The organism is Mangrovimicrobium sediminis (genome assembly GCF_004745945.1).
Lineage (GTDB): Bacteria > Pseudomonadota > Gammaproteobacteria > Pseudomonadales > Halieaceae > Mangrovimicrobium > Mangrovimicrobium sediminis.
In genome coordinates, this window is sequence record NZ_SRLE01000014.1 from 106,204 (window position 1) to 126,937 (window position 20,734).

Below are 20,734 nucleotides of genomic sequence, written 5' to 3' on the forward strand. Positions count from 1 at the left end.
ACGCTCTGTCGCCGCTACTGCTCGCCGCCAAACACCGGCTTGCGCTTCTCCTGCAGGGCTTTCACGCCCTCGCGGTGATCCGCGGTACGCACGGAGACGGCCTCGTAGGCGATGCCCGCCTCCAGCACCGAGGTGGCGATGCGCTTGAGCTCCATGTTGGTGAGCACCTTGGTCCAGCGCAGCGCATTCTGCGCGCCGGCCAGCAGTTTCTCGCAAACCGCATCCACCGCGGCGTCGAGTTCCTCCAGCGGCAGGCAGTAATTCACCAGGCCGATCTCCTCGGCGCGCTTCGCGCTGAGCAGGTCGCCGGTGAGCAGGAATTCCTTGGCCCGGCACAGGCCCACACGCTGCGGCCAGATGATCGCGCCGCCGTCGCCGGCCACTAGGCCCAGGGCCACGTGGGGGTCGCCGATCTTGGCGTTCTCCGCGGCGTAGATGATGTCGCAGAACAGCGCCAGGGTAGCACCCAGGCCCACCGCGTGGCCGTTCATGCGGCAGATCAGCGGCTTTTCCATGTCGAGGATGGCAAACAGGATGCGCTTGGCCTGGCGCACGTCCTTGTCGAACAAATGCGGGTGTGCCGCGTTGTTGGCCAGGTGTTCGAGGTTGCCGCCGGCGGAGAAGGCCTTGCCGGCGCCGGTGAGCACCACCACATCCGAACCCTCGTCGACAGACGCGAAATGGAACACGTCCGCCAGTTCCTCGTGCATCAGCCCGTCCACGGCGTTCATCGCCTCGGGCTGGTTGAGGGTGATGGTCAGGCGGCGACCATCACGGGTCAGCAGTATGTTCTGGTACTCGGGCAATGTCTCCGGCATGGGGTCTCTCAGGCAGCGTTTTCGGTCGAAGTGGGCGCCTCGCCCTTGCCCGCGCGCGCGGCGATATCCTCGGCGGCGACGTAGGCAAAAGTCATGGCGGGGCCAATGGTACCACCCGCACCCGGGTAGCGGTTGCCGAAGGGGCTGCCGGAGTTGTTGCCCGCGGCGTACAGGCCGGGAATCGGCTTGCCGGCTTCGTCCACCACGCGCGCCTGGGCGTCGGCCTTGAGGCCGCCCTTGGTGCCGAGGTCGCCGGCGTTGATCGGCACAGCGTAGAACGGGCCGGTGTCGATGGGGCCGAGGCAGGGGTTGGGCGACATGTTGGCATCGCCGAACATGCGGTCGTAGTCGTTGCCGCCGCGGTCGAATTCCGGGTCCACGCCGGTGCGCGCGTACTCGTTCATGTTGGCGACGGTCTGGCGCAGGGCGTCCGCCGGGATGTCGATTTTCTTCGCCAGCTCGGGGATCGTGTCGGCCTTGAACAGGTAGTGGTCCCACCAGTCCACGGGGATGGTCCAGTCGGGCATGATGATGCTCGGCAGGAAGCCGCCGGCGGTCCACTTCTTGCGGAAGTTGGCGTCGAACACCAGCCAGCAGGGGTTGTTGGCGCCGGTCTTGATGTGGTCGGCGATCATCGCACCGCCGAACTCGTCGTAGCCGCAGGCCTCGTCGACAAAGCGCACGCCGTTGCGGTTCACGCACACGCTGTGCGGGCGGCCCACGTCGAAGGCCGCCTGGTGAATTTCCTCGAAGTTCGAGGCGGCGGGCATGGGCAGGTGCATGGTGGGCATCCACCAGGCGTCGTCGGTGTGCTCGGTGGCGGCGCCCAGCTTGAGGCCGGCGATCAGCGCTTCGCCGCGGTTGGCATCCTCCGGGGTGCTGCTGTGGCGGGTCAGGCCGGACACCGGCAGGTAGCGGTCGCGCAGTTCCTGGTTCCACTCGAAACCGCCGGCGGCGAGCACCACACCGTGGCGCGCGGCAATCTCGTATTCGCGACCGAAGCGGCTGACTTTCACGCCGGTGACTTCACCGCCATCCGTCAGCACTTCGTCCAGTTTGGTTTCCAGGCGCACTTCCACGCCGCGGTCGAACAGCTGCTTGAACAAATGGCCCATCAGCGCGCCGCCCTGGGTATAGCGGCGGTCGCGACGGCTGATCAGGCGCGTGCCGATATCGCTCCAGTAGCGCCAGACCATTTTCATGAAGACCTTGATCCAGCCCGGCGACTGGGTGGAGATGGCAAAGAACTCGACCAGGTCGATGGCGTAGCGACGCATGACCTTGAAGCGTGAATACTGCTCGCGCATCAGCGGGAACTTGTCGCCCAGCTGGCGGCCGTCGAAGGTGTCGCAGACGATGGAGCGGTCGGCGCGCGCGCCGGGCAGCGCGTGGAAGTAGTCCGGCCACGCGGCCACCGCCAGCGGCAGGCCCATGTTCTTGAGGTAGTACGCCATCTCCGGCGCCTTGTCCAGGTAGGCCTCCAGGCGCTCCTTCTGGATCGGCACCTCGATCAGGTTGTCGAGGTAGGTGGTGACCTCTTCGCGGGTGTCGTCGTTGGGCTCGAGCTGGTGATTGGGAATCCACATCACGCCGCCGGAGGTCGCGGACGTGCCGCCGAACTTGTGCGCCTTCTCCACCACCAGCACGGACAGGCCGAGGTCCGTCGCGCGCAGGGCCGCCATGACCCCGGCGGAACCGGAGCCGACCACGACCACATCGTAAGTTTCTTTCTCGCTCATTCGTTTCTCTCCGCTTTCGCTTCGCTGCTTGTCCCGGGAAGGCCGCGCTACCTGAACCCGCTCAGTCGGCGGGGGCGACGTTGACCCGCAGGCCGTCCAGTTCCGGCGCGAGCTTGATCTGGCAGCTCAGCCGGCTGTTGTCGCGGGTCACGTGGGAGACCATGTCGAGGGTCATCTCCTCGATATCGTCGGGCTTGCCGACTTTGGCTTCCCAGGCCGGGTCCACGTAGACGTGGCAGGTGGCGCAGGCACAGCCGCCACCGCAATCACCGAGAATACCATCCACGCCGCGGGAGCGCGCAACCTCCATCAGGGATTCGCCCACCGGCGCGTCCTCGATAGTGATGACCTCGCCGTCGACCTGGACCAGGGTTACCGTCACAGTACTCATTACAACTTACTCCTTGCAGCCGGCCCGCACGGGCGCGGCGGATTTACAGTGTCGTCGATGGGCCGGGAGCGCGCAGCGCGTCCCGGCCCGCGGGGCTCAGAACTCCCAGGCCAGCTCCAGGCCGTACATGCGCGGCTCGCCTACTGCAGCGGCATTGTGGCCCAGCGAGGATGCCAGGGCCATACCGCCCACAAAGTACTCCTCGTCGGTCAGGTTGCGCGCCCACAGCGCGGCGGACAGGCCGGTGCCGAAGATGCCGCGCCAGTCCAGGCGCGCGTTGAGCAGCTCGTAGCTGTCGAGCTTGGTGCGCGGGGCAATGCTGTCGGCGGTGTTGGAGAAGTAGAAACCGCTCTGCGCATAGAGGTCCGCGCGCAGGCTCAGGTCGCCGGCCTCGCCGGCCATGAAGGTCAGCTTGCCGTAGGCGGAACCGGAGTACTCGGGGGTGTTGGCCACCGGGCTGTAGGTGTAGTCGATACCGAACAGGCTGACGTCGCCATCGGTGAACTCGGCATCGGTGTAGGCACCGGTCACGCCCAGCTCCAGCCAGTCGGTGGGGGCCAGGGAGGCCTCCAGCTCGACACCCTCGACTTCCATCTCGGGCACATTGGCGGTGACCGCGATGGAGGCCAGGCCGCCGGGGCCGTCCGGGTCCGGGAACTCGACGCGCTGCACGTCCTCGATCCAGGACTTGTAGGCCGCCACGTTGAAGGTGGTCGGCATACCGGCGAGAACGCCGCGGAATTTCAGGCCCACCTCGACGTCGTCGACGGTCTCCACGTCGAACTTGTTACCACCGCCGGTCGCGCCGGCGTCCACCGGCGGCGCGGAGCCGTTGAAACCGCCGCTGCGGAAGCTGCTGCGGCCCTTCACGTAGGTGAACAGCTCGTCGGTGATACCCCATTCAACACCCAGTTCCCAGGACGGCTCCTCGAAGCTCTCGTCCTGGTCGGCGGCGCCGAAGGCGTCGGCCTGCTTCAGCTGCTCGATGGTCACGTCCTCCACCGTCCAGCGGAAACCGGCGGTAAAGGCGAGGTCGATGCCGGTGTTGCGCTCGATGTTGTAGGTGCCCTGTGCGTAGAACGCCTGGGTTTCCGTGGTGATGCGGAAATTGTTGGTGGCCGTGGTCGGCGGCGCCCAGGGGGTCAGGTCGAAGTAGGTCTGCGGCCACAGGGTGTCGGCCTGGTCGTCCTGGAAGTACAGGCCGACGATGTAGTCCAGGTCGCCCTCGAAGGCGGTACCGGTCAGCTGGATTTCATCGGAGATGGATTCCACTTCCATCTCGTTGCCATAGCGGCCGGTGTCGACGTTGCCGGTGATAATGGTCAGGAACGGCGCGCCCAGCTGCGGCTGCATGGTATCCATCTCGGCGCGCGATACACCGAGGATGTTCTTGATCTGCATGTTGTCGGTCAGATCGAAGGTGGTGTGGTTGGTGAAGATCCAGTCCTCGCCGTCGTGCTCGACCGAGGACGGGTGCTGGGTCTTGTAGTAGCCCAGGCGCTTTTGCTCCTCCACATAGGCGGCCAGGCCCTCGGGATAGGCCTCCGGGTGGGCCGCCAGGTAACCGGCCCAGGCGCCCTCGAAGCCGAACACGGTGTCCATGAACGGGCCGTACAGCGAGCTGCTGGCGCAGTTCAGGGCGTAGCCGTTGTTGGTCTCGCCGCACTCGTAAACGCTGAAAGTGTAGGAGGCGCCGGTGTTGGTGCCGCCGGATTCGGAGTAGGCGAACACGGAGTCGTTCTGGAAGCGCTCGCCGGGGCTGATGGTCAGCGACACGCGGCCGCTGTCGCGGTCCAGTTCACCGAGTTCGTCGCCGGTGAGGATGTTGTCGATATAACCGTCGCGCTCCAGCGTGTTGAACGCCGCGCGCAGCAGCACGGTGTCGTCGACGATCGGCACGTTGAGCACGCCTTCGACCTCCAGCAGGTCGTAGTTACCGCTGCGTACGCGCACGCTGCCCTCGAGTTCGTTGGTCGGTTTGGCGGAGGTGTAGAGCACGGCACCGCCGGTGGTGTTCTTGCCGAACAGCGTACCCTGCGGCCCCTTCAGCACCTGGATGGAATCCAGGTCGTAAAAGGTGGACGCGCCGCTGATGGTCAGCGGCACTTCGTTCATGTAGGCAATCACCGCCGAGGGCGAGCCGCTGAAGGTGTCTGCGGACTGGCCGCGAATCGAGTAGGTCAGCGAGTTGTTGCCCTGGGTCTGGCGAATGGTCAGGCCGGGCACGGCAATCTGCAGGTCGGAGTCGGTGCGAATGGAGCGCTCCAGCAGTTGCTCGGCGCTCAGCGCGTTGACCGAGATCGGCACCCGGGAGAGTCCTTCCGAGCGGCGCCGGGCGGTTACCACGACCTCTTCCAGGCCGCCGCTGGCGCCCTCCTCGGTGGCCTGGGCCACGGCGATGCCCGGGGCGGCGACGCCGCCGAGGGCGAGAATTGCACAGGCGCGGGTCACGGCGCTGCGCAAGGTGATGCGGTTGTACGGATCGGTGTTCAGCATTTTCTTATCCTCTGTTTAAACAGAATTATGGTCTTGCGATTATGGTGTTCTGGTATCCGGCGTCGGGATTATACGGCAGGCCCGGTTCATCTCTCCAACGCTTTACGCGACGCGCAAAGGCGCAAAAAATAGCGCCGACGCAGCGCGCCCTCCCCCCCTAGCGCTTGCTGAAAGTCAGCGGCAGGTGCTCGATGGAACGGGTCGCCACCGTGGGCAGGTAGCGCACGTCCTCTACCGGCATGTCCAGCCGGATATCCTTGAGCCGGCGCACGAATTCGCGCGCCGCGACCTTCACCTCCATGCGCGCCAGGGACAGGCCGACACAGCGGTGCACACCGCCGCCAAAGGCCATCTGGCGGCCGATGTTCTTGCGCGCCATATCGAACTTGCGCGGGCACTCGAACACGGTCTCGTCGTCGTTGGCCGAGGCGTACAGCAGCAGCATGTGCGCGCCCGCCGGCAGGGTCACCCCGCCGAGTTCCACCTCGCGGGTGGTGGTGCGCGCGAGGCCGCGCACCGGCGGCTCCAGGCGCAGCAGTTCCTCGACAAAACGCGTGGTGTAGCGGTCGTCGTCGATGTGTTCGTACAGTTCGCGCTGCATCTCCGGGCGCGTGGCGAGGAAGTACAGCAGGTTGCCCAGGGCGGTGGCGGTGGTTTCATTGCCGGCGATCATCAGCGCTCGCGCCAGCGAGACCACTTCCTCGAAGGTCAGCGTATTTTCCGCCTCATCCTCTGCGCGGGCGTGGATCAGGTCCGAGAGCAGGTCGTCCTGCGGGGTTTGCTGGCGTTTGCGGATTTCGGCGATGAGAAAATTCTGCAAATCGCAGATGTCCTTCGCGTTGCGGACCATCGCCTCGCGGTCCTGCATCTGGCTGATCTGGGCGGTGACCGCCAGCGACCAGCGCTGGATTTTTTCCGGGTCGAACTCGCGGATACCGAGTTGCGCGCAGATAATCTCGATAGTCATCGGCACGGCGAAATCGCTGACCCCATCGGCATGGCCCTGGTCGGCGAAGCGGTCGATCAGGCCGGAGACCACATCGGTAATCTCCGGTTCGAGCTGCTTTACGCGGTGCGCGGTGAACGCCTGCTCCATCAGCTTGCGCACCCGGGTGTGCTCGGGCGGGTCGGTCATGATGGCGTCCGGGAAGAAACCGCCGCCCTCGGCCTCGAGGATCGCCTTGAACTCGTCGAAGAAGCCCTTGGCGTAGCTGTCCTTGAAGCCGGCCTCCACCGAGAACACCACGGGGTCGGCGAATACCGCCTGCAGGTCCTCGAAGCGCGACACCAGCCACATGCCGATGCCCTCGTCGAAGTGCACCGGGTCGCGGTGGCGCATGGTCCAGTAGAACTCGTTGGGGTGCGCGCGCAGTTCCGGGTCTTTCAGGCTGGCCGAAGCGAGACTCGGCTCGTGGCCGGCCACCGGGCAACTGTCCAGGCGCGCCGATTCGTTATTGGTACTCATAGCGATCTCCTGGCGACGGTAGCGGACAGTTATTGCAGCGTGCTGCTGCTTCCGCCGGTGAACAGTTCCTGGTGCATATCCGGCAGGCCCTCGAGGCTGGGGCGGCTCTCCAGGCTGGCGCTGCGGTACTCGCGCGGGCCCTTGTTGTACACGCGCTTGAACATGCGGCTGAAGTGCGCGGGGCTCTTGAAGCCCACCCGGAACGCGATCTCCGCGATCGAGATATCGCTGGGCCGCGAGGAGGACAGCCAGCGGCTGGCGATCTTCAGCCGCTTGTCCCACACCAGCTCGGAAAACGGCGTGCCGTTCTGCTTGAGCAGGAAGGACAGGTAGCGCTGCGATATGCCGCAGGCCTCGGCCACCATCGCGGTGGACAGGCCGGGGTCGGACAGGTGGATCTCGATGTAGCGCAGCACTTCCTGCAGGCGCTTGTCGGGCAGCGACTGGCGCACCAGGGTGCAGTCCTCGCGGTCCTTGATGGCGTCGGCCACCACCTGCAGGGCGGACTCCACCAGCAGCTGCTGCACGTGGTCGGACAACTCGTCGCGATCGTTGAACACTTCAGAGAGAATGCTCTCGGCGATGGCGAAGGCGCGGCCGCTGCCGGGCACGGCGAAACCGGCGCGCACTTCCTGGGGAATGAAACGCCGCAGGATGTGCGTGGGCACGATCACGTGCATGACCTCGTGCACGGATTCGTCGTCGGTCTGGCAGTCGATGGAGAACGGCGTCATCGACTTGGTGATGGCGAAGTCACCGGCCTCGGCCACGCTGCTGCCGCTCTGGTGCGAGATGCACAGGCGGCCGCGCTTGACGAACCAGAGCACGACGACGTCGGTGGCATCCTCGCGGATATGCGACCAGGAGCGCATGAAGGACTGCTTGGTACGCGACTTGATATGGATGATCGAGCAGGAACCCACGGCCTTTTTCTCGGCGCGCACGTCGATGACCGAGCCGGTATCGATGGAATAGTCGCCCAGGTAGTACTCCTGGTTGTTATTCCCGCGATAGGCGTCCTGGCACTCCCGGTAGTTGCGCTTGTCCAGTACGAATAGCGTTTCCGACATATCCTATCCTCCGCTTGTCCAGCACCGTTCCGGGTGTGATCAACAACGCGTCGACCGCCAGTCCGGAGACCCCGGCACACAGCGCATCGCGCCAGTTTATCGCCTGGGTCAGGGTGTTTTCTTTTCCGCCCGCGCCGTTTATTCGATCTGAGACGCCAGGCGCGTACTGCCTGCCCGCACTGGCGCAGGGCCGGTGCGCTTCGCTAGCGGGTGACGCCGGAGGCCCGCAGCGTTTCCTGTTCCTCGCCCGACAGTCCCAGGATCTCGCCCAGGATGTAGGCATTGTGCTGACCCAGCCGCGGGGCGGCGTCGCCCAGTTGCGCCGGCCGCGACATCTCCCACGACGGGCCCAGGGTCGGCTTGCTGTTGCCGTCCGGGTCGGTGACGTCGCGGTAGAACTCGCGCACCCACAGGTGCGGGTCTGCGATCAGGTCCAGGGAACTCTGGCTCTTGGCCGCCGAGACGCCGCGTTTTTGCAGCTTGGTCACCAGTTCCATCGGACAGCAACCGGCGGTCCATACGGCGATCATCTCGTCGAGTTCGTCCTCGTTGGCCTTGCGGTCGGCGAGGGTGGCGAAGCGCGGGTCGCGCGCCAGTTCCGGCTTGCCCATGCACTCGGCGAGTCCGGCCCACTGCTTGCCGTTGGCCGCGGCGATGCTCACCCACTCGCCGCCGCGCGCCGGGTAGACGCCGTGCGGCGCCATTTCCGGGTGGCGGTTGCCGTCGCACTCGTGCACCACGCCGTTGAGCGCGTAGTCCATGATCGAATCGCTGATCATGCTGCTCATGCACTCCACGGCGGAGACGTCGACGAACTGGCCGACACCGCTGCGCTTGCGGTGCAACAGGGCGACCAGCGCGGCGTAGGCGGCCGCGGCGCCAAAGGTGGAATCGGCGTAGCGGGTATTCATGCCTTCCGGTGCACCGGGCTCGTGACCGACCAGAGCGCTGATCCCTCCGAGCGCGGCAAAGCACGGCGCGTAACCGGTCTGGTAGGCGAGCGGACCGTCGCTGCCCCACATGCCCATGGAGACATAGATGATCTCCGGGTTGGCGGCCTTGACGGTTTCATAACCCAACCCCAGGCGCTTGACCGCGCCCGGGCGCAGGTTCTCCACCAGGATGTCGCACTCGCCCACCAGGTCGAGGATCAGCTTGATGCCCTCCTCGCTCTTCATATTGATCTGCACGCTGAGCTTCTGCGGGTTGACCGACTGCCAGCCCGGGGCGTTGTCGATATCGTCGACGCCGAAGGTGCGGGTCACATCCAGCGAACCCTCGCTCTCCACCCGGATGACCTCGGCGCCGAGGTAGGCCAGCAACTTGCCCACATAGGGGCCGGCCCACACCTTGGTGAGTTCGAGGACGCGCACGCCCTGCAGCGGGCCGCCACGTTGCTGCGTGCTCATGCCGCACCTCCGCTTGACGCATCTGCCAGGGCGCCGAGTTGTTCGTCGCTGTGTTCGCCGAGCAGTGGCGCGGGACGCTCGATGCACGCCGGTGTCTCGCTGAGCCGGTAGGGTACGGTCGGGTACAGCGCTTTACCCTGCACCGGGTGCTCCACTTCGGCGAAGAACCCGCGGTGCTGGTACTGCGGCGATTCCTGCAGGTCGCGGCCGTTGTTCACCGCCACCAGGGTGAGGCCCAGCTTCTGCGCCTGCGCCGCGACCTCGTGCTTGTCCTGGGTCAGCAGCCATGCGGCGACGTGCTTGCGACACAGTGCCACGCGCTCGGGCGTGCAGCCGCGCTCCAGCCAGTTGGGCGGGAATTCGTCCATCCAGGCGTTGTCGTCGAGCAGCTGGCGCAGGCCGTCCCAGTGCTGCGGGGTGGACATCCAGATGTAGGCGTAGCCATCGCGGCAGCGGAAAATACCCGCCGGGCCGGCCAGGTCGTAGGCGGTGCGCTCGGGGCCCACGGCCATCTCACCGGCGACCATCTGCGCCACCACGTAGTCGCAGCGGGCGGTGAGCACCTGCTGCATGGATATATCGATGAACCGACCGAGGCCGCTGTCGTCCTGCTCGTACAGGGATGCGGCGATGCACAGGGCGGCCTCCATGCCCGACTCGTAGCTGGGCAGGAAGCGTCCCGCGGCGTTCAGCGGCGGCTTGCTGGCATCCGGCGCGCTGGGCGTGTGGTAACCCCAGCCGCTGCTGTGGAAGACGTTGAGGTCCTGGGCGTAGGTGCGGTCCTCGGGCAGGGTGCTGCCGAAGGGTGTGATGGAGGCCACTACCAGGCGCGGCCAGTCCTGCTCCAGGCGCTCCGGGTCCAGCCCCACCTCGCACAGCCAGTCGACGGCGTGATCGTCGATCACCGCATCGACCTTGCCCAGCAGCTGGCGCAGGGTCTCGCGGCCGTCATCCGACGCGAGGTCCACGGTCACCGAATACTTGTTGGTATTGAGGAAGGCAAACAGGCCGCTGCGCTCGGGGTCGTCCCCCTGCGCGGCGAACGGCCCCAGGGCGCGCGTCGGGCTACCGCTGCCCGGCCGCTCCAGCTTGATCACCTCGGCGCCGAAATCCGCCAGCAGCTTGCCGCAGTATTCACCGGCCACGCCCTCGGCGAGTTCCAGTACCTTCGTCCCACGTAAAGCGGACATTCCCGATCCCTCCGCGACCCGGTGACAGCCTAGGCTGTCACCTCCCGGGTCATCTCGTAGTCGCCGGCGTCGTCGAGCACCGCTCGCCAGCCCGGGTAGACCACGATGGTGGTAAAGGTCTCCTCGATGATCGCGGGGCCCGCGATCTCGTTGCCGGGTTCCAGGTCCGGGCCGTGGATGATCGGCACTTCCTGGAAGCCGTCGCCGAGGTTGGCGCGACGGGTGCGCGATACTTTGGCCGCACGCGAGGGTGCGTTGAAACCGTGGCCGACCAGCGGTGACGCGGTGGACACGGAAGTGGCCAGGCGTACACCGGTGATCTCGGGCACCTCGTGCTCGCGGATGTGGCCGTATTCCTGCATGTGGCGCTTGTTGAAGGCCTCGATCGCGTGGGCGCCGATACCGGCGTCGACGAAGTCCATGTCGTCCAGCCCCTCGGCCACTTTCACGTCGAAGTTCAGCGCCCAGTTCTGGCCCGGGTAGCGCATGTTCAGCTGGTAGCGCGCGGTGATGTCGCCGGCACCGAAGCGGGCGTCGGTGAAGTACTTGCGCGCGCGCTCGGCCAGTTCCGCCCACAGCGCTTTCAGGCGCTCGGGGTCGACCTTGTCTGCCGGGGTGATGTAGGAGCGCTCCTCGTCGATCGCCGGGTCGGCGACCAGGGTGCCCAGCGCCGAGAAGGTCGGCGATGCCTTGGGCACCAGCACTTTCTCGATGCCCAGCTCCTGCGCCTGGATGCCGGCGAAGGCTGCGCCGTTGCCGCCGTAGGCGAGCATGCACATTTCTTTCGGGTCCACGCCCTTGCCCGCGGTGATGCGGCGCACGCCCATGGACATGTTGGCGTTGACCACGCGGAAGCAGTCGAAGGCCGCGTCCTCGGCGCTGTAGCCCATCTCGTCACCGATCGCCTGGAAGGCCTCGGTGACACCGTCCATGCTCAGCGAGAAGCTGCCGCCGGCGAACTGCATGTCCGGCGAGAGAATGCCGAGCATGAGCAGCGCGTCGGTGATGGTCGGCTGCTTGCCGCCGCGGCCGTAGCAGATGGGGCCGGGTTCGGCGCCGGCGGAGGCCGGCCCGACTTCGACGATGCCGTTGTTGACGTGGCAGATGGAGCCGCCGCCCGCGCCCAGGGTTTCCACCTGGATCATCGGCACACCCACCAGGTAGCGGTGGTGCATGTTCCAGCCGGCCACCGCCGGCGCGGCGCCGCCGAGTACCATGGAGATGTCGTAGGAGGTGCCACCCATGTCCACGCTGAGCAGGTTCTTGTAGCCCTTGGCCACGCCCACGTGGGCCGAACCGATGACGCCGCCGGCGGGGCCGGAGGCGAGCACGCGAATCGGCGAGCCCTCGATGTATTCCTTGGTCATGACACCGCCGCTGGCCTGCATGACCATCAGCTGGTTGCCGTAGCCGGCCTCTTCCAGGCGGCTGACCAGGCGCTCCAGGTAGGAGTACACGCGCGGCGCCACGTAGGCGTTGACCACCGTGGTGCTGGTGCGGTCGTATTCCGGTGCGCGCGGCAGCACCTGGTACGAGCAGGAGACCTGCACGCCGGGGATCTCCTCGGCGACGATCTGCGCGACGCGCTTTTCATGTTCCGGGTTGACGAAGCTGAACAGCAGGGAAATCGCGACGGACTCCACCCCCTGCTTTTTCAGGCGATGGCAGACCGCGCGTACCGCGTCTTCGTCCAGCGCCTGGTGCACGCTGCCGTCGAACAGGATGCGCTCGGGCACGGTGAGGCGGCGACGGCGCGGGGTGATCTGCTTCGGCGGTTCCAGGCGCAGGTCCCAGATGTCTTCCTTGTAGCCGCGGCGGTATTCCATCTCGTCGCGGAAACCCTCGGTGGTGATCAGGCCGGTGAGCGCGCCATTCATCTCGATCAAGGTGTTGTCGGCGACCGTGGTGCCGTGGACGATGGCGTCGCAGCGGCCCATGAAATCCTGCAGCGGCAGCTCTTCCATCTCGGCCAGTTTCTGCAGGCCGCTCATCACGCCCACGGAACGGTCCGCGGGGGTGCTCAGGTTCTTGTACAGTATGACGTCGTTGCCCTTGAGCAGCGCGAAGTCGGTGAAGGTGCCACCGATATCGATTCCAACGCGGTATCCCATCTTATTTTGCTCCAAGTCCTCAGGCGGCGCGCTCGCCGCCCATCTGCTCGCGCAGCGCTTGCGTCGCCGCGATATCCACTGCCAGGTCGAAGTCCTCGACGGTGCCGGTGAAGACCACGCCGTACTTCTCACGCGCCCGCTCGACACTGACGATCTCGTCGAGCACGTCCTCTTTCACCGCCTCCGGGTTGCGCATGATGGCCGGTTCGAAACCGGCGCCGCCGCCATACTGGTAGGCGATCACCGAGCCCGAGGGCAGCATCTCGTTGGCCGAGACATCGATATGCACCTCGTCGGGGGCGCCGACACGGAAGCGGTTGGAATAGGGGCTGGCGTCGTCGCCGCCGCACATGCCGCGCAGCGGGTGGTCGACGGTGACCATCCAGGTCATCGCCGTGGTCGGCGCCAGCACCTGCTTGACGTTGAGGCTGCCGGGCTGGCCGCGCCAGCGGCCGGCGCCCTCGGAGTCCTGCACCATCTCGCGGCTCATATTGAGCATGGGGAAGCGCGCCTCAGCGTCCTCCACCTGCGACAGCAGCAGGTTGCCCAGCGCCGCCGGGCAGGAGCCCCAGCCGTCCATGCCCTCTACCGCGGAGGAGTCATGGGTGCGCGAATCCACGCCCTGGTCCAGCCACATGCGGCCGAGTTGGTCGAAGCCGATGACCGCGTTGGGCATGCCCATCTTGTACACCTGCGGCGCCGCGCGCCCGGGCACGATGCCGGACAGCGCCACACACACCGCCTCGGTGATCTCGCAGGCCGGGTGGAAGGAACCCAGCGCGGCGGGCTTGTTCGGCGGCGGGTGCGCGATGCAACCCTCGGGGATGATCATCTCCACCGCGTTGAAGAAGCCCTCGTTCTTGTTGATGGTCGGGTCCATCATGGCGACCACCTGGGTCATCACGTAGCCGCGGCTGTTGCCGAAGGTGTTCCACACGCCGACCAGTTCCTGGCGGTCGTCGGTACCGGTGAGGTCCACGGTGAGCTTGTCGCCTGCAACCTTGCAGGCCACGTGCACGCGAATGTCCTTGTGCTTGCCGATACTGTCGTGGTCGATGTACACGTCGGCCTCGTAGACGCCGTCGGGCCACGCGGAAACTTCTTCGCGCACGCGCTTCTCGGTGTGCTCCACGTTGTAGTTGATCGCCGCCTTGACCTTGTCGGAGCCCCACTTGCGGATCAGGTCGGTCATCAGGCGCACCGAGTGCTGCACGCCGCCGATCATCGCCGCGAGGTCGCCAGCGAACTCGGGCAGGCGGTTATTGCGCACCACCATGTCGAACACGTCCTGGCGCATGACGCCGCGGTGCACCAGCTTCAGGCAGGGGAAGGCCATGCCCTCGGTGTAGATGTCGGTGGCCTCGAGGGTGAAGCCGCCCGGGTCCTTGCCGCCGGTGTCGCCCTGGTGGGCCTGCAGGCACTGCACCATGATCAGCTCGCCCGCGTCGTCGTAGATCGGCGCGTAGACGTTGTAGTCGGGCAGGTGACCGCCGCCGTAGTCGGGGTCGTTGGCGAGGAAGACGTCGCCCGGACCCCAGTCATAGTCGTGCTGGCGGTCGAGGCCGTAGCGCACGGTCAGGCCGGTGACGAAGGTCAGGTGCGGCGTGCCGATGGCGGCGCCGGCGAGGCGGCCGTGGGCATCGACGATACTGCCGTTGCGCTCGTTGGACTGGTTGATGATTGCCGACGATGCGGCGCGCCCGAGGTAGGTAGCGGCCTCGAAACAGATCGTCTCCATACCGCCGCGGATAATGGCCGCGGTGACGGGGTCGACGGTCGCTGATGTGGGCAGGGGCTCGCGCCTGGCGGCGAGTTTGCGGTTCAACTCATAGGACATGCTCTTATTCCTCCCGGGACGAGTGAATCCTCAGACGGCAAAGTCGTGCAACGATACACTAAACACCCTGTTGATAAGGCGACAGCAGATGAAAGCTGATTGACATTTGACGCAATAATTTGCGCCTGCGGGCAGATTAATTTTCACCTGAGCGCACTCCATGTCACCCAGTAACTCATTCCTGGCCGGTTTTTTCCCGCCAGCGGGCAAAGGCGAGGTCCGCGCCCTTCTGCCGCTCCTCGGCCATCTCCTCGAAGTCCTCGCGCAGGCGGTCGAAGGACTGCCGGCGCAGGCGGTTGACCCGCTCGAAGTGCGGCATAACGTGGCGGGCGTACAACTCGTAGGATTTCTTTGTAGCGCCCCACTCCGCCCAGTTGTGGGCCTGCAGCAGCAACACACCGAACTCGCCCTGCTTGGCGATCAGTTTCTCGACCATGGCGATGGCGTCCGCCGGCGTACCGATCACCGCGCGGCCGGCGTTGACCAGCAGGTCTACCGGGTCGCCGTTGCCGACCAGGCCGCCCATGCCCTTGGGCGCGACGCGGTCGAAGTACTCGCACCAGCGGGCCAGGCCCTCGCGCACGTCGGCGCGGGCCTGCTCGCGGGTCTCGGCGATATGCATGGGGGCGACCAGGCGCAGCTTGCGCGGGTCCATGGTCTGGCCGTGCTCGGCGGCCACCTGGTTGGCGATCTTCCAGTTCTCGCCGAGCACGTCGAAGCCGGCGGTCTCGGTGGCCGCCACGCACAGCATGCCCAGGCCGTACTTGCCCGCGGTCATGCCGCCGGAGGGCGTGATGGCGCTGGCCACCGCGACCTCCGGGTGCGGGTGTGAGTACGGCAGCAGGTGCACCCGCGCGCGCTCCAGGGTGTACCAGGAGGACTTGTCGGTGACCTCCTCGCCGCGCAGCAGGCGCAGGATCACATCCAGCGCGCGGGCCATCATGTCGCGCTGCGCCTTGATGTCGATGCCCAGCATCTGCGCGTCGGTGGTCAACAGGCCGGGGCCGGCGCCGAACATGGTGCGCCCCATGGTCATGTGGTCCAGCTGGATGATGCGGTTGGCCACCATCAGCGGGTTGTGGAAGGGCAGCGACACCACCCCGGTACCGAGGCGGATACTGCGGGTGCGCTCCGCGGCGGCGGCGATCATCAGCTCCGGGGAGCAGATCGTCTCCCAGCCGGTGGAGTGGTGCTCGCCGAACCACGCCTCGCGAAAACCCAGTTGTTCGCACCACGCCACCAGTTCGATGTCCCGGCGCAGGGCGACCGTGGGGCTCTCGTCGATGTCGTGGTAGGGCGCAATAAACAGGCCGTGTTCCAGGAAGGGACGGTTCATGCCGGTGTCACCTCGTTATCGTTATTCTCGTGGCCGGGCCGCGGGCGCCGCGTAAACGCCGGACGCGGCCGTCGGCATAGCGTTTACTTGCGCCCGCGGGCCACCGTCAGCGGCGGGTTCAGGCGCTGGAAACTGCGGTCGATGTAGTACGACAGGTACGGGTACGGCGGCCGCGTGGCACTCACCTCGTCGAGGCGCTGCACCTGCTCCGGGGTCAGCGACCAACCCACCGCGCCGAGATTGTCGCGCAACTGCTCCTCGTTGCGCGCACCGAGGATCACCGTGGCCACCGTGGGCCGCTGCAGCAGCCAGTTGAGCGATATCTGCGCCAGGCTTTTGCCGGTCTCGGCGGCGATCTCGTCGAGCACGTCGATGACGTTGAACATCAGCTCCTCGTCCACCGGCAACCCCCAGTGCGCCACCTGGCCCAGGCGGCTGCCCTCCGGCGCCGGCTGGTCGCGGCGCACCTTACCCGCCAGGCGGCCCCAGGCCAGCGGGCTCCAGACCATGGCGCCGACATTCTGGTCGTGGGCCAGGGGCATCAGGTCCCACTCGTAGTCGCGGGTGAGCAGCGAGTAGTGCACCTGGTGGGAGATGTAGCGCGGCCAGCCGTGGGCATCGGCAATGCCCAGCGACTTCATCAGCTGCCAGCCGGTGAAGTTGGACACGCCGACGTAGCGCACCTTGCCGTCGCGCACCAGCGCATCCATGGTGGAGAGCACTTCCTCGATCGGCGTGTGGCCGTCGAAGCCGTGCAGCTGCAGCACGTCGATGTAATCGGTGTCCAGGCGCTTGAGCGCACCCTCCACCCCGCGGTGCAGGCGCAGCCGGGAGGAGCCGGATTCGTTGGGGCCGGGGCCCAGCGCCAGGCTCATCTTGGTGGTGATGATGAGCTTCTCGCGGCGGCCCTTGATGGCGCCGCCGAGGACCTCCTCGCAGGCGCCGTCGGAGTAAACGTCTGCGGCGTCGAACAGGTTGACCCCGGCCTCCAGGCAGATGTCAATCAGGCGGCTGGCCTGCTCCACGTCGGTGTCGCCAAAGGCGGAGAAAAACCGGCCGCTGCCGCCGAAGGTCGCGGCGCCAAAGCTCAGTACGGGCACCTGCAGGCCCGAGGCGCCGAGGTAGCGGTATTCCATGTCAGACATCGGCGGCGTCGCCTCCCCTGTTATGGTTATGATTTTCTGGTCTGAAGCGTCCTGCGCAACCCCGGTATTAGGCCATATGCGTACGCTTCGTACCCGACATCTCATGTGTTACCATCGACAGTCCACGCAAGCAATCCCGACTGCCCCCTGCCGGTTTGGCAAGGAGTATATAAATATGAACACGGGCGAGAATATCTTCTTCGGCGTCGACGGCCCGCTGGGCTCCATGCCGGTCAACGGCCAGATGCGCATCGCCAACCTGAGCGCCCTGCCCGGGCTGGTGCGCCGGCTCGGCGCGGACCCCACGCCGATCCTGGAACGCCACGATATCGATCCGCAGAACCTGGCCGACCCGGACCACTACGTCGAGTGCAAGTCGGTGGTCGACCTCTTCGAGTACTGCAGCAATACCTTCAACGATTCCCTGTTCGGCCTGCAGCTGGCGCAGATGCAGAACGCCGACGTGTTCGGCTGCGTCGCCGCCCTGTGCCGCTCCGCCGCCACCGTGCGCGAGTCGCTCAACTGCTTCATGGATTACATCCCCGTGGTGCACTCGCCGAACACCCTGCTGGAGATGGTCGAAGGCGAGAAGACCGCGGAGATCCGCTGGGGCCTGCGCACGGACCTCGGCCTCAACCGCCAGGCCAACTACCAGGCGGTGCTGCTGGACATGAAACTGCTGCGCCTGGTGGCCGGCGAGGCCTTCCGCCCGAGCTACGTCAACCTCGCGGTGGACGCGCGGCCGCGGGACATCCCGGAACTGGAGCGCACCCTGGGCTGCCGTTTCAACCCGACCAAGGCGGACAACGCAATCGCCTTCCCCACCGCCCTGCTCGACCAGCCGGTAACCAGCGCCAACCGTACCGTGTTCCGCCTGCTCGGCGGTTACCTGCAACAGGTGAAGATGGCCTCGCGCACCAGCCTCGCGCAGCGCGTGGAGGACTACGTGCGCGGCAGCCTGTCCTCCGGTCACTGCTGCATCGAACACTGCGCGCGCAAGCTGAGCCTGTCCGTGCGCACCCTGCAGGCCCACCTCAGCGAGCAGGGCCTGGTGTTCTCCGAGATCCTCGAGCGCCAGCGCTACGACCTGGCGCGCGGCTACCTCGCCCGCGAGGACCTGACCCTGGACGACATCGCCGCCCTGCTCGGCTACGCGGAGCAGTCCAGCTTCGGCCGCGCCTTCAAGCGCTGGAGCGGCACCACGCCGAAACTCTACCGCCAGCAGCTGGGGCGGCGCGTACAGGGCGCTTCACTCGCGGCGCAATAACGCCTGCCCCTGGGCGCAACGCGCAGCGCGCGCGCAGGGCGCCCCTTGCCCCGCCCGGGGCGATTGCGTATAAACATCAGGCCTGTAATTCCCGCCCGGCACAGCGTGCCCGGCGGCACCCATCCTACTAACAACATCGGGCCGCCCACGCGAGCCCGGGCAGCAAGCACGGAGACATTCGCATGCCAGATTCATCATCCAAACCGGTCGCGCTGGTCACCGGCGCCAGTTCCGGTATCGGCGACGCCATCGCCCGCAAGTTCGCCGCCAACGGCTTCGACCTGGTGGTCGTGGCGCGGCGCCGCGAGCGGCTGGAGCAACTGGCCGCAGAACTCGCCGACCAGGCCCGCGTCGAGGTCGTGGTGGGCGACGTGACCGACCCGGCCACCGCGGACAACGCCGTCAAGGCGGCAATGGACGCCTTCGGCCACCTCGACTGCCTGGTGAACAACGCCGGCTCCGGCATCTGGGCGCCGGTGGGTGATACCACCGACGAGATGATGGACGAGGTCATCGACATCAGCCTGAAGGGCCCCTTCCGCTTCTGCCGCGCGGCGGTGAAAGTCATGCAGCCCGGCTCATCGATCATCAACATCGGCTCGGTATTCGGCGTCATCGGCGGCATGACCGGGGGCGTGTACTGCGCGGTGAAAGCCGGCCTGATCGGCCTGACCCAGGCCATCGCCGCGGATTACGGCGCCAATGGCGTGCGCTGCAACGTGGTGGCGCCGGGCGTGATCCGCACCGAGATGACCGACGCCTTCTGGGAGGCCGAGCCGTTCCAGCGCAGCAACCAGGAACAGACCCCCTTCGACCGCGACGGCACCATGGCCGACGTGGCCAGCACGGTGTACTTCCTCGCCTCCGAGGGCGGCAGCTACATCAATGGCCAGACCATCGCCCTGGACGGCGGCTGGTCGACCACCAAGTTCCTGTGCAAGGAGGCGCTGCTGGCGGAGCGGGTGCCGCAGCAGGGCTGATTATCCGGCGGGGCCTGGCCCCGCGTTTTCCCCGACAACCTGTCGCGCCGCACCCCAGGCGCGACACGCCCCATCGCTGCGGGCGACCACTCACTCGTAGCGGATATCCAGTACCTCGAGTCCAAAGGCCAGATCGCGTACTTCGTCATCGCCCTGGCTTGCGGCCTTCTCCCGCACCGTGTCTGTGTCCGGCACCGGCTCATGACGCAATTCGATCGTCACCACGTAGGGCGACGCCAGCCGGTGTCGATCCAGCCGCAACTCGAACTCGCGAAGATCCTGCGTGCCCATGTCCTCGCCGTTCACTGACAGGCGGGTCGCGGTGTGCGCGCCGAAGTAGCGTCCGGCGATCTTCATCACCAGCGTGTCCCAGGACAGCGACCACAGGGCGAACTCGACCCGGCCACGTATTACCGACAAGCCACCGTGGGACCACACACCCCACTGCTCGGGCTCGTACCAGCCCTCGACCAGCAGGTGAGAAAAAGAACGCCAGCGGCGGGAGTGCCGCGGCAGCAGTGCGATACCGCCGTAGCGGGAGAGGCTGCCCAGCGAGCGTGCCAGGGCGAAGTCGAGTTGTTCCTCGACGCTGCGCGTTTCCGCGGGCAAGTCGCCGGGCTCGAGCAGGCGCGCTGGCACGCCCCACTGGGCGACCAGTTGCTGGTTGCCCTGCGCGTAGTGCGCCCGAATGCGCTCGACATCCTCCATCGGCAGGTAGTAGCGGCGCCCGGGGAACGGCGTAGCGGCCTGGTCCAGCAGTAACAGGTCGACCAGCGCCCGGCGCCGGCGCCGGTCCATGCTGGCCTGCCCTGGCAGGGTCAGCTGCTCCAGCAGTGCCAGAAAACGCGCGGAGGGCAGGTCCAGGCTGAGGTTGTGCTCGCGGCTGTTCGCGGGAGATTCGATACGGCAGCCGATGCGGCGCGCGAAATCCGCCACGATATCGCCGTCCGGCAACTCGCGCCGGTCGTACAGCCCCACGTCCCATTGCCGCACACTGAACACCGCATTCCAGCGTTCGATGGTGCGATGGTAATCGCGCGTGGCCGGCAGCTCGCGGTGCCGGGACTCCGACTCGAAATCGACGCGCCGGACCACGCCGCGCAGTTCCTGCAGCAACCCCGATTGCAGCATGGCCGCCTGTTCGCGGACATAGAACACGACCCGCAACGGGTAGTCGCGCAGCTGTTCGTGCAATTGCTGGAGCTCGGTATCACCCAGGAAATGCAGCCCCTCCCAGCTGAGCAGGCAGCGCGGGTACGGCGCCGCCGCGACCAGCGCGTCCTGCAGCGGCTGCGCATCGCCGTCGAGAAAACGCCGGAACAGTGTCTGGTGGCCTGAGGTATTGAGCACGGACAGCGGCGGCACGAAGATGCCCTGCGCGAGCAACTGTTCGCGGCTGTGCACCAGCGCGGCCTGCAGCGCGGTACTGCCGGCCTTGTCCAGGCCGATATGCAGGATGAGTTCGGGGAGCGCGGACACA

General features: G+C 66.6%; 15 protein-coding genes. 2 read left to right on the forward strand and 13 right to left on the reverse strand.

The window, feature by feature from the left end; all coding sequences use genetic code 11:
• Positions 1-14: 14 nt before the first annotated feature.
• The 12 genes from E4634_RS18940 to E4634_RS18995 all read right to left on the reverse strand — a co-directional run bounded on the left by E4634_RS18940 (position 15) and on the right by E4634_RS18995 (position 17,007).
• Positions 15-818 carry an enoyl-CoA hydratase/isomerase family protein gene (locus E4634_RS18940; protein ID WP_135446241.1) on the reverse strand — a complete coding sequence of 268 codons (804 nt, stop codon included), beginning with the start codon at positions 816-818 and terminating at the stop codon, positions 15-17.
• An 8-nt stretch (positions 819-826) separates the two neighbouring features.
• Positions 827-2,557 (reverse strand): FAD-dependent oxidoreductase, encoded by a 1,731-nt coding sequence (locus tag E4634_RS18945; RefSeq protein ID WP_135446242.1) that lies wholly within the window; start codon positions 2,555-2,557, stop codon positions 827-829.
• Between the two features lie 61 nt (positions 2,558-2,618).
• Positions 2,619-2,948 carry a 2Fe-2S iron-sulfur cluster-binding protein gene (locus E4634_RS18950; protein ID WP_135446243.1) on the reverse strand — a complete coding sequence of 110 codons (330 nt, stop codon included), beginning with the start codon at positions 2,946-2,948 and terminating at the stop codon, positions 2,619-2,621.
• A 96-nt stretch (positions 2,949-3,044) separates the two neighbouring features.
• Complete coding sequence (locus E4634_RS18955; protein WP_135446244.1) at positions 3,045-5,444, reverse strand: TonB-dependent receptor; 2,400 nt, start codon at positions 5,442-5,444, stop codon at positions 3,045-3,047.
• A 157-nt stretch (positions 5,445-5,601) separates the two neighbouring features.
• On the reverse strand, positions 5,602-6,909 hold the full coding sequence (locus E4634_RS18960) for a cytochrome P450 (protein ID WP_135446245.1): 1,308 nt from the start codon (positions 6,907-6,909) through the stop codon (positions 5,602-5,604).
• Between the two features lie 29 nt (positions 6,910-6,938).
• Positions 6,939-7,979, reverse strand: coding sequence for a helix-turn-helix domain-containing protein (locus E4634_RS18965; protein ID WP_135446246.1), 1,041 nt, complete (start codon positions 7,977-7,979; stop codon positions 6,939-6,941).
• 203 nt (positions 7,980-8,182) lie between these two features.
• Complete coding sequence (locus tag E4634_RS18970) at positions 8,183-9,388, reverse strand: CaiB/BaiF CoA transferase family protein (protein WP_135446247.1); 1,206 nt, start codon at positions 9,386-9,388, stop codon at positions 8,183-8,185.
• A complete protein-coding gene (locus tag E4634_RS18975; protein WP_135446248.1) occupies positions 9,385-10,578 on the reverse strand; it encodes a CaiB/BaiF CoA transferase family protein in 1,194 nt (397 codons plus the stop codon). Before E4634_RS18975 ends, E4634_RS18970 begins: the two co-directional genes overlap by 4 nt.
• Positions 10,579-10,607: 29 nt before the next feature.
• Complete coding sequence (locus tag E4634_RS18980) at positions 10,608-12,689, reverse strand: hydantoinase/oxoprolinase family protein (RefSeq protein ID WP_135446249.1); 2,082 nt, start codon at positions 12,687-12,689, stop codon at positions 10,608-10,610.
• Between the two features lie 19 nt (positions 12,690-12,708).
• The gene (locus E4634_RS18985) at positions 12,709-14,526 is read right to left on the reverse strand and encodes a hydantoinase B/oxoprolinase family protein (protein WP_135446250.1); all 1,818 of its coding nucleotides are present in this window, start codon (positions 14,524-14,526) and stop codon (positions 12,709-12,711) included.
• 175 nt (positions 14,527-14,701) lie between these two features.
• Positions 14,702-15,862 carry an LLM class flavin-dependent oxidoreductase gene (locus E4634_RS18990; protein WP_135446251.1) on the reverse strand — a complete coding sequence of 387 codons (1,161 nt, stop codon included), beginning with the start codon at positions 15,860-15,862 and terminating at the stop codon, positions 14,702-14,704.
• 83 nt (positions 15,863-15,945) lie between these two features.
• Entirely contained in the window at positions 15,946-17,007 is a 1,062-nt protein-coding gene (locus tag E4634_RS18995) for an aldo/keto reductase (RefSeq protein WP_206046953.1), read from the reverse strand.
• Between the two features lie 175 nt (positions 17,008-17,182).
• Here E4634_RS18995 and E4634_RS19000 point away from each other — a divergent pair, with 175 nt between their 5' ends.
• Together E4634_RS19000 and E4634_RS19005 are read left to right on the forward strand one after the other, a co-directional pair.
• A complete protein-coding gene (locus E4634_RS19000; RefSeq protein WP_135446252.1) occupies positions 17,183-18,274 on the forward strand; it encodes an AraC family transcriptional regulator in 1,092 nt (363 codons plus the stop codon).
• Positions 18,275-18,456: 182 nt separating this feature from the next.
• Positions 18,457-19,254, forward strand: coding sequence for an SDR family NAD(P)-dependent oxidoreductase (locus E4634_RS19005; protein ID WP_135446253.1), 798 nt, complete (start codon positions 18,457-18,459; stop codon positions 19,252-19,254).
• Between the two features lie 90 nt (positions 19,255-19,344).
• Here E4634_RS19005 and E4634_RS19010 read toward each other — a convergent pair whose 3' ends face one another.
• The gene (locus E4634_RS19010; RefSeq protein WP_135446254.1) at positions 19,345-20,733 is read right to left on the reverse strand and encodes a hypothetical protein; all 1,389 of its coding nucleotides are present in this window, start codon (positions 20,731-20,733) and stop codon (positions 19,345-19,347) included.
• Between the last annotated feature and the right edge of the window lies 1 nt (position 20,734).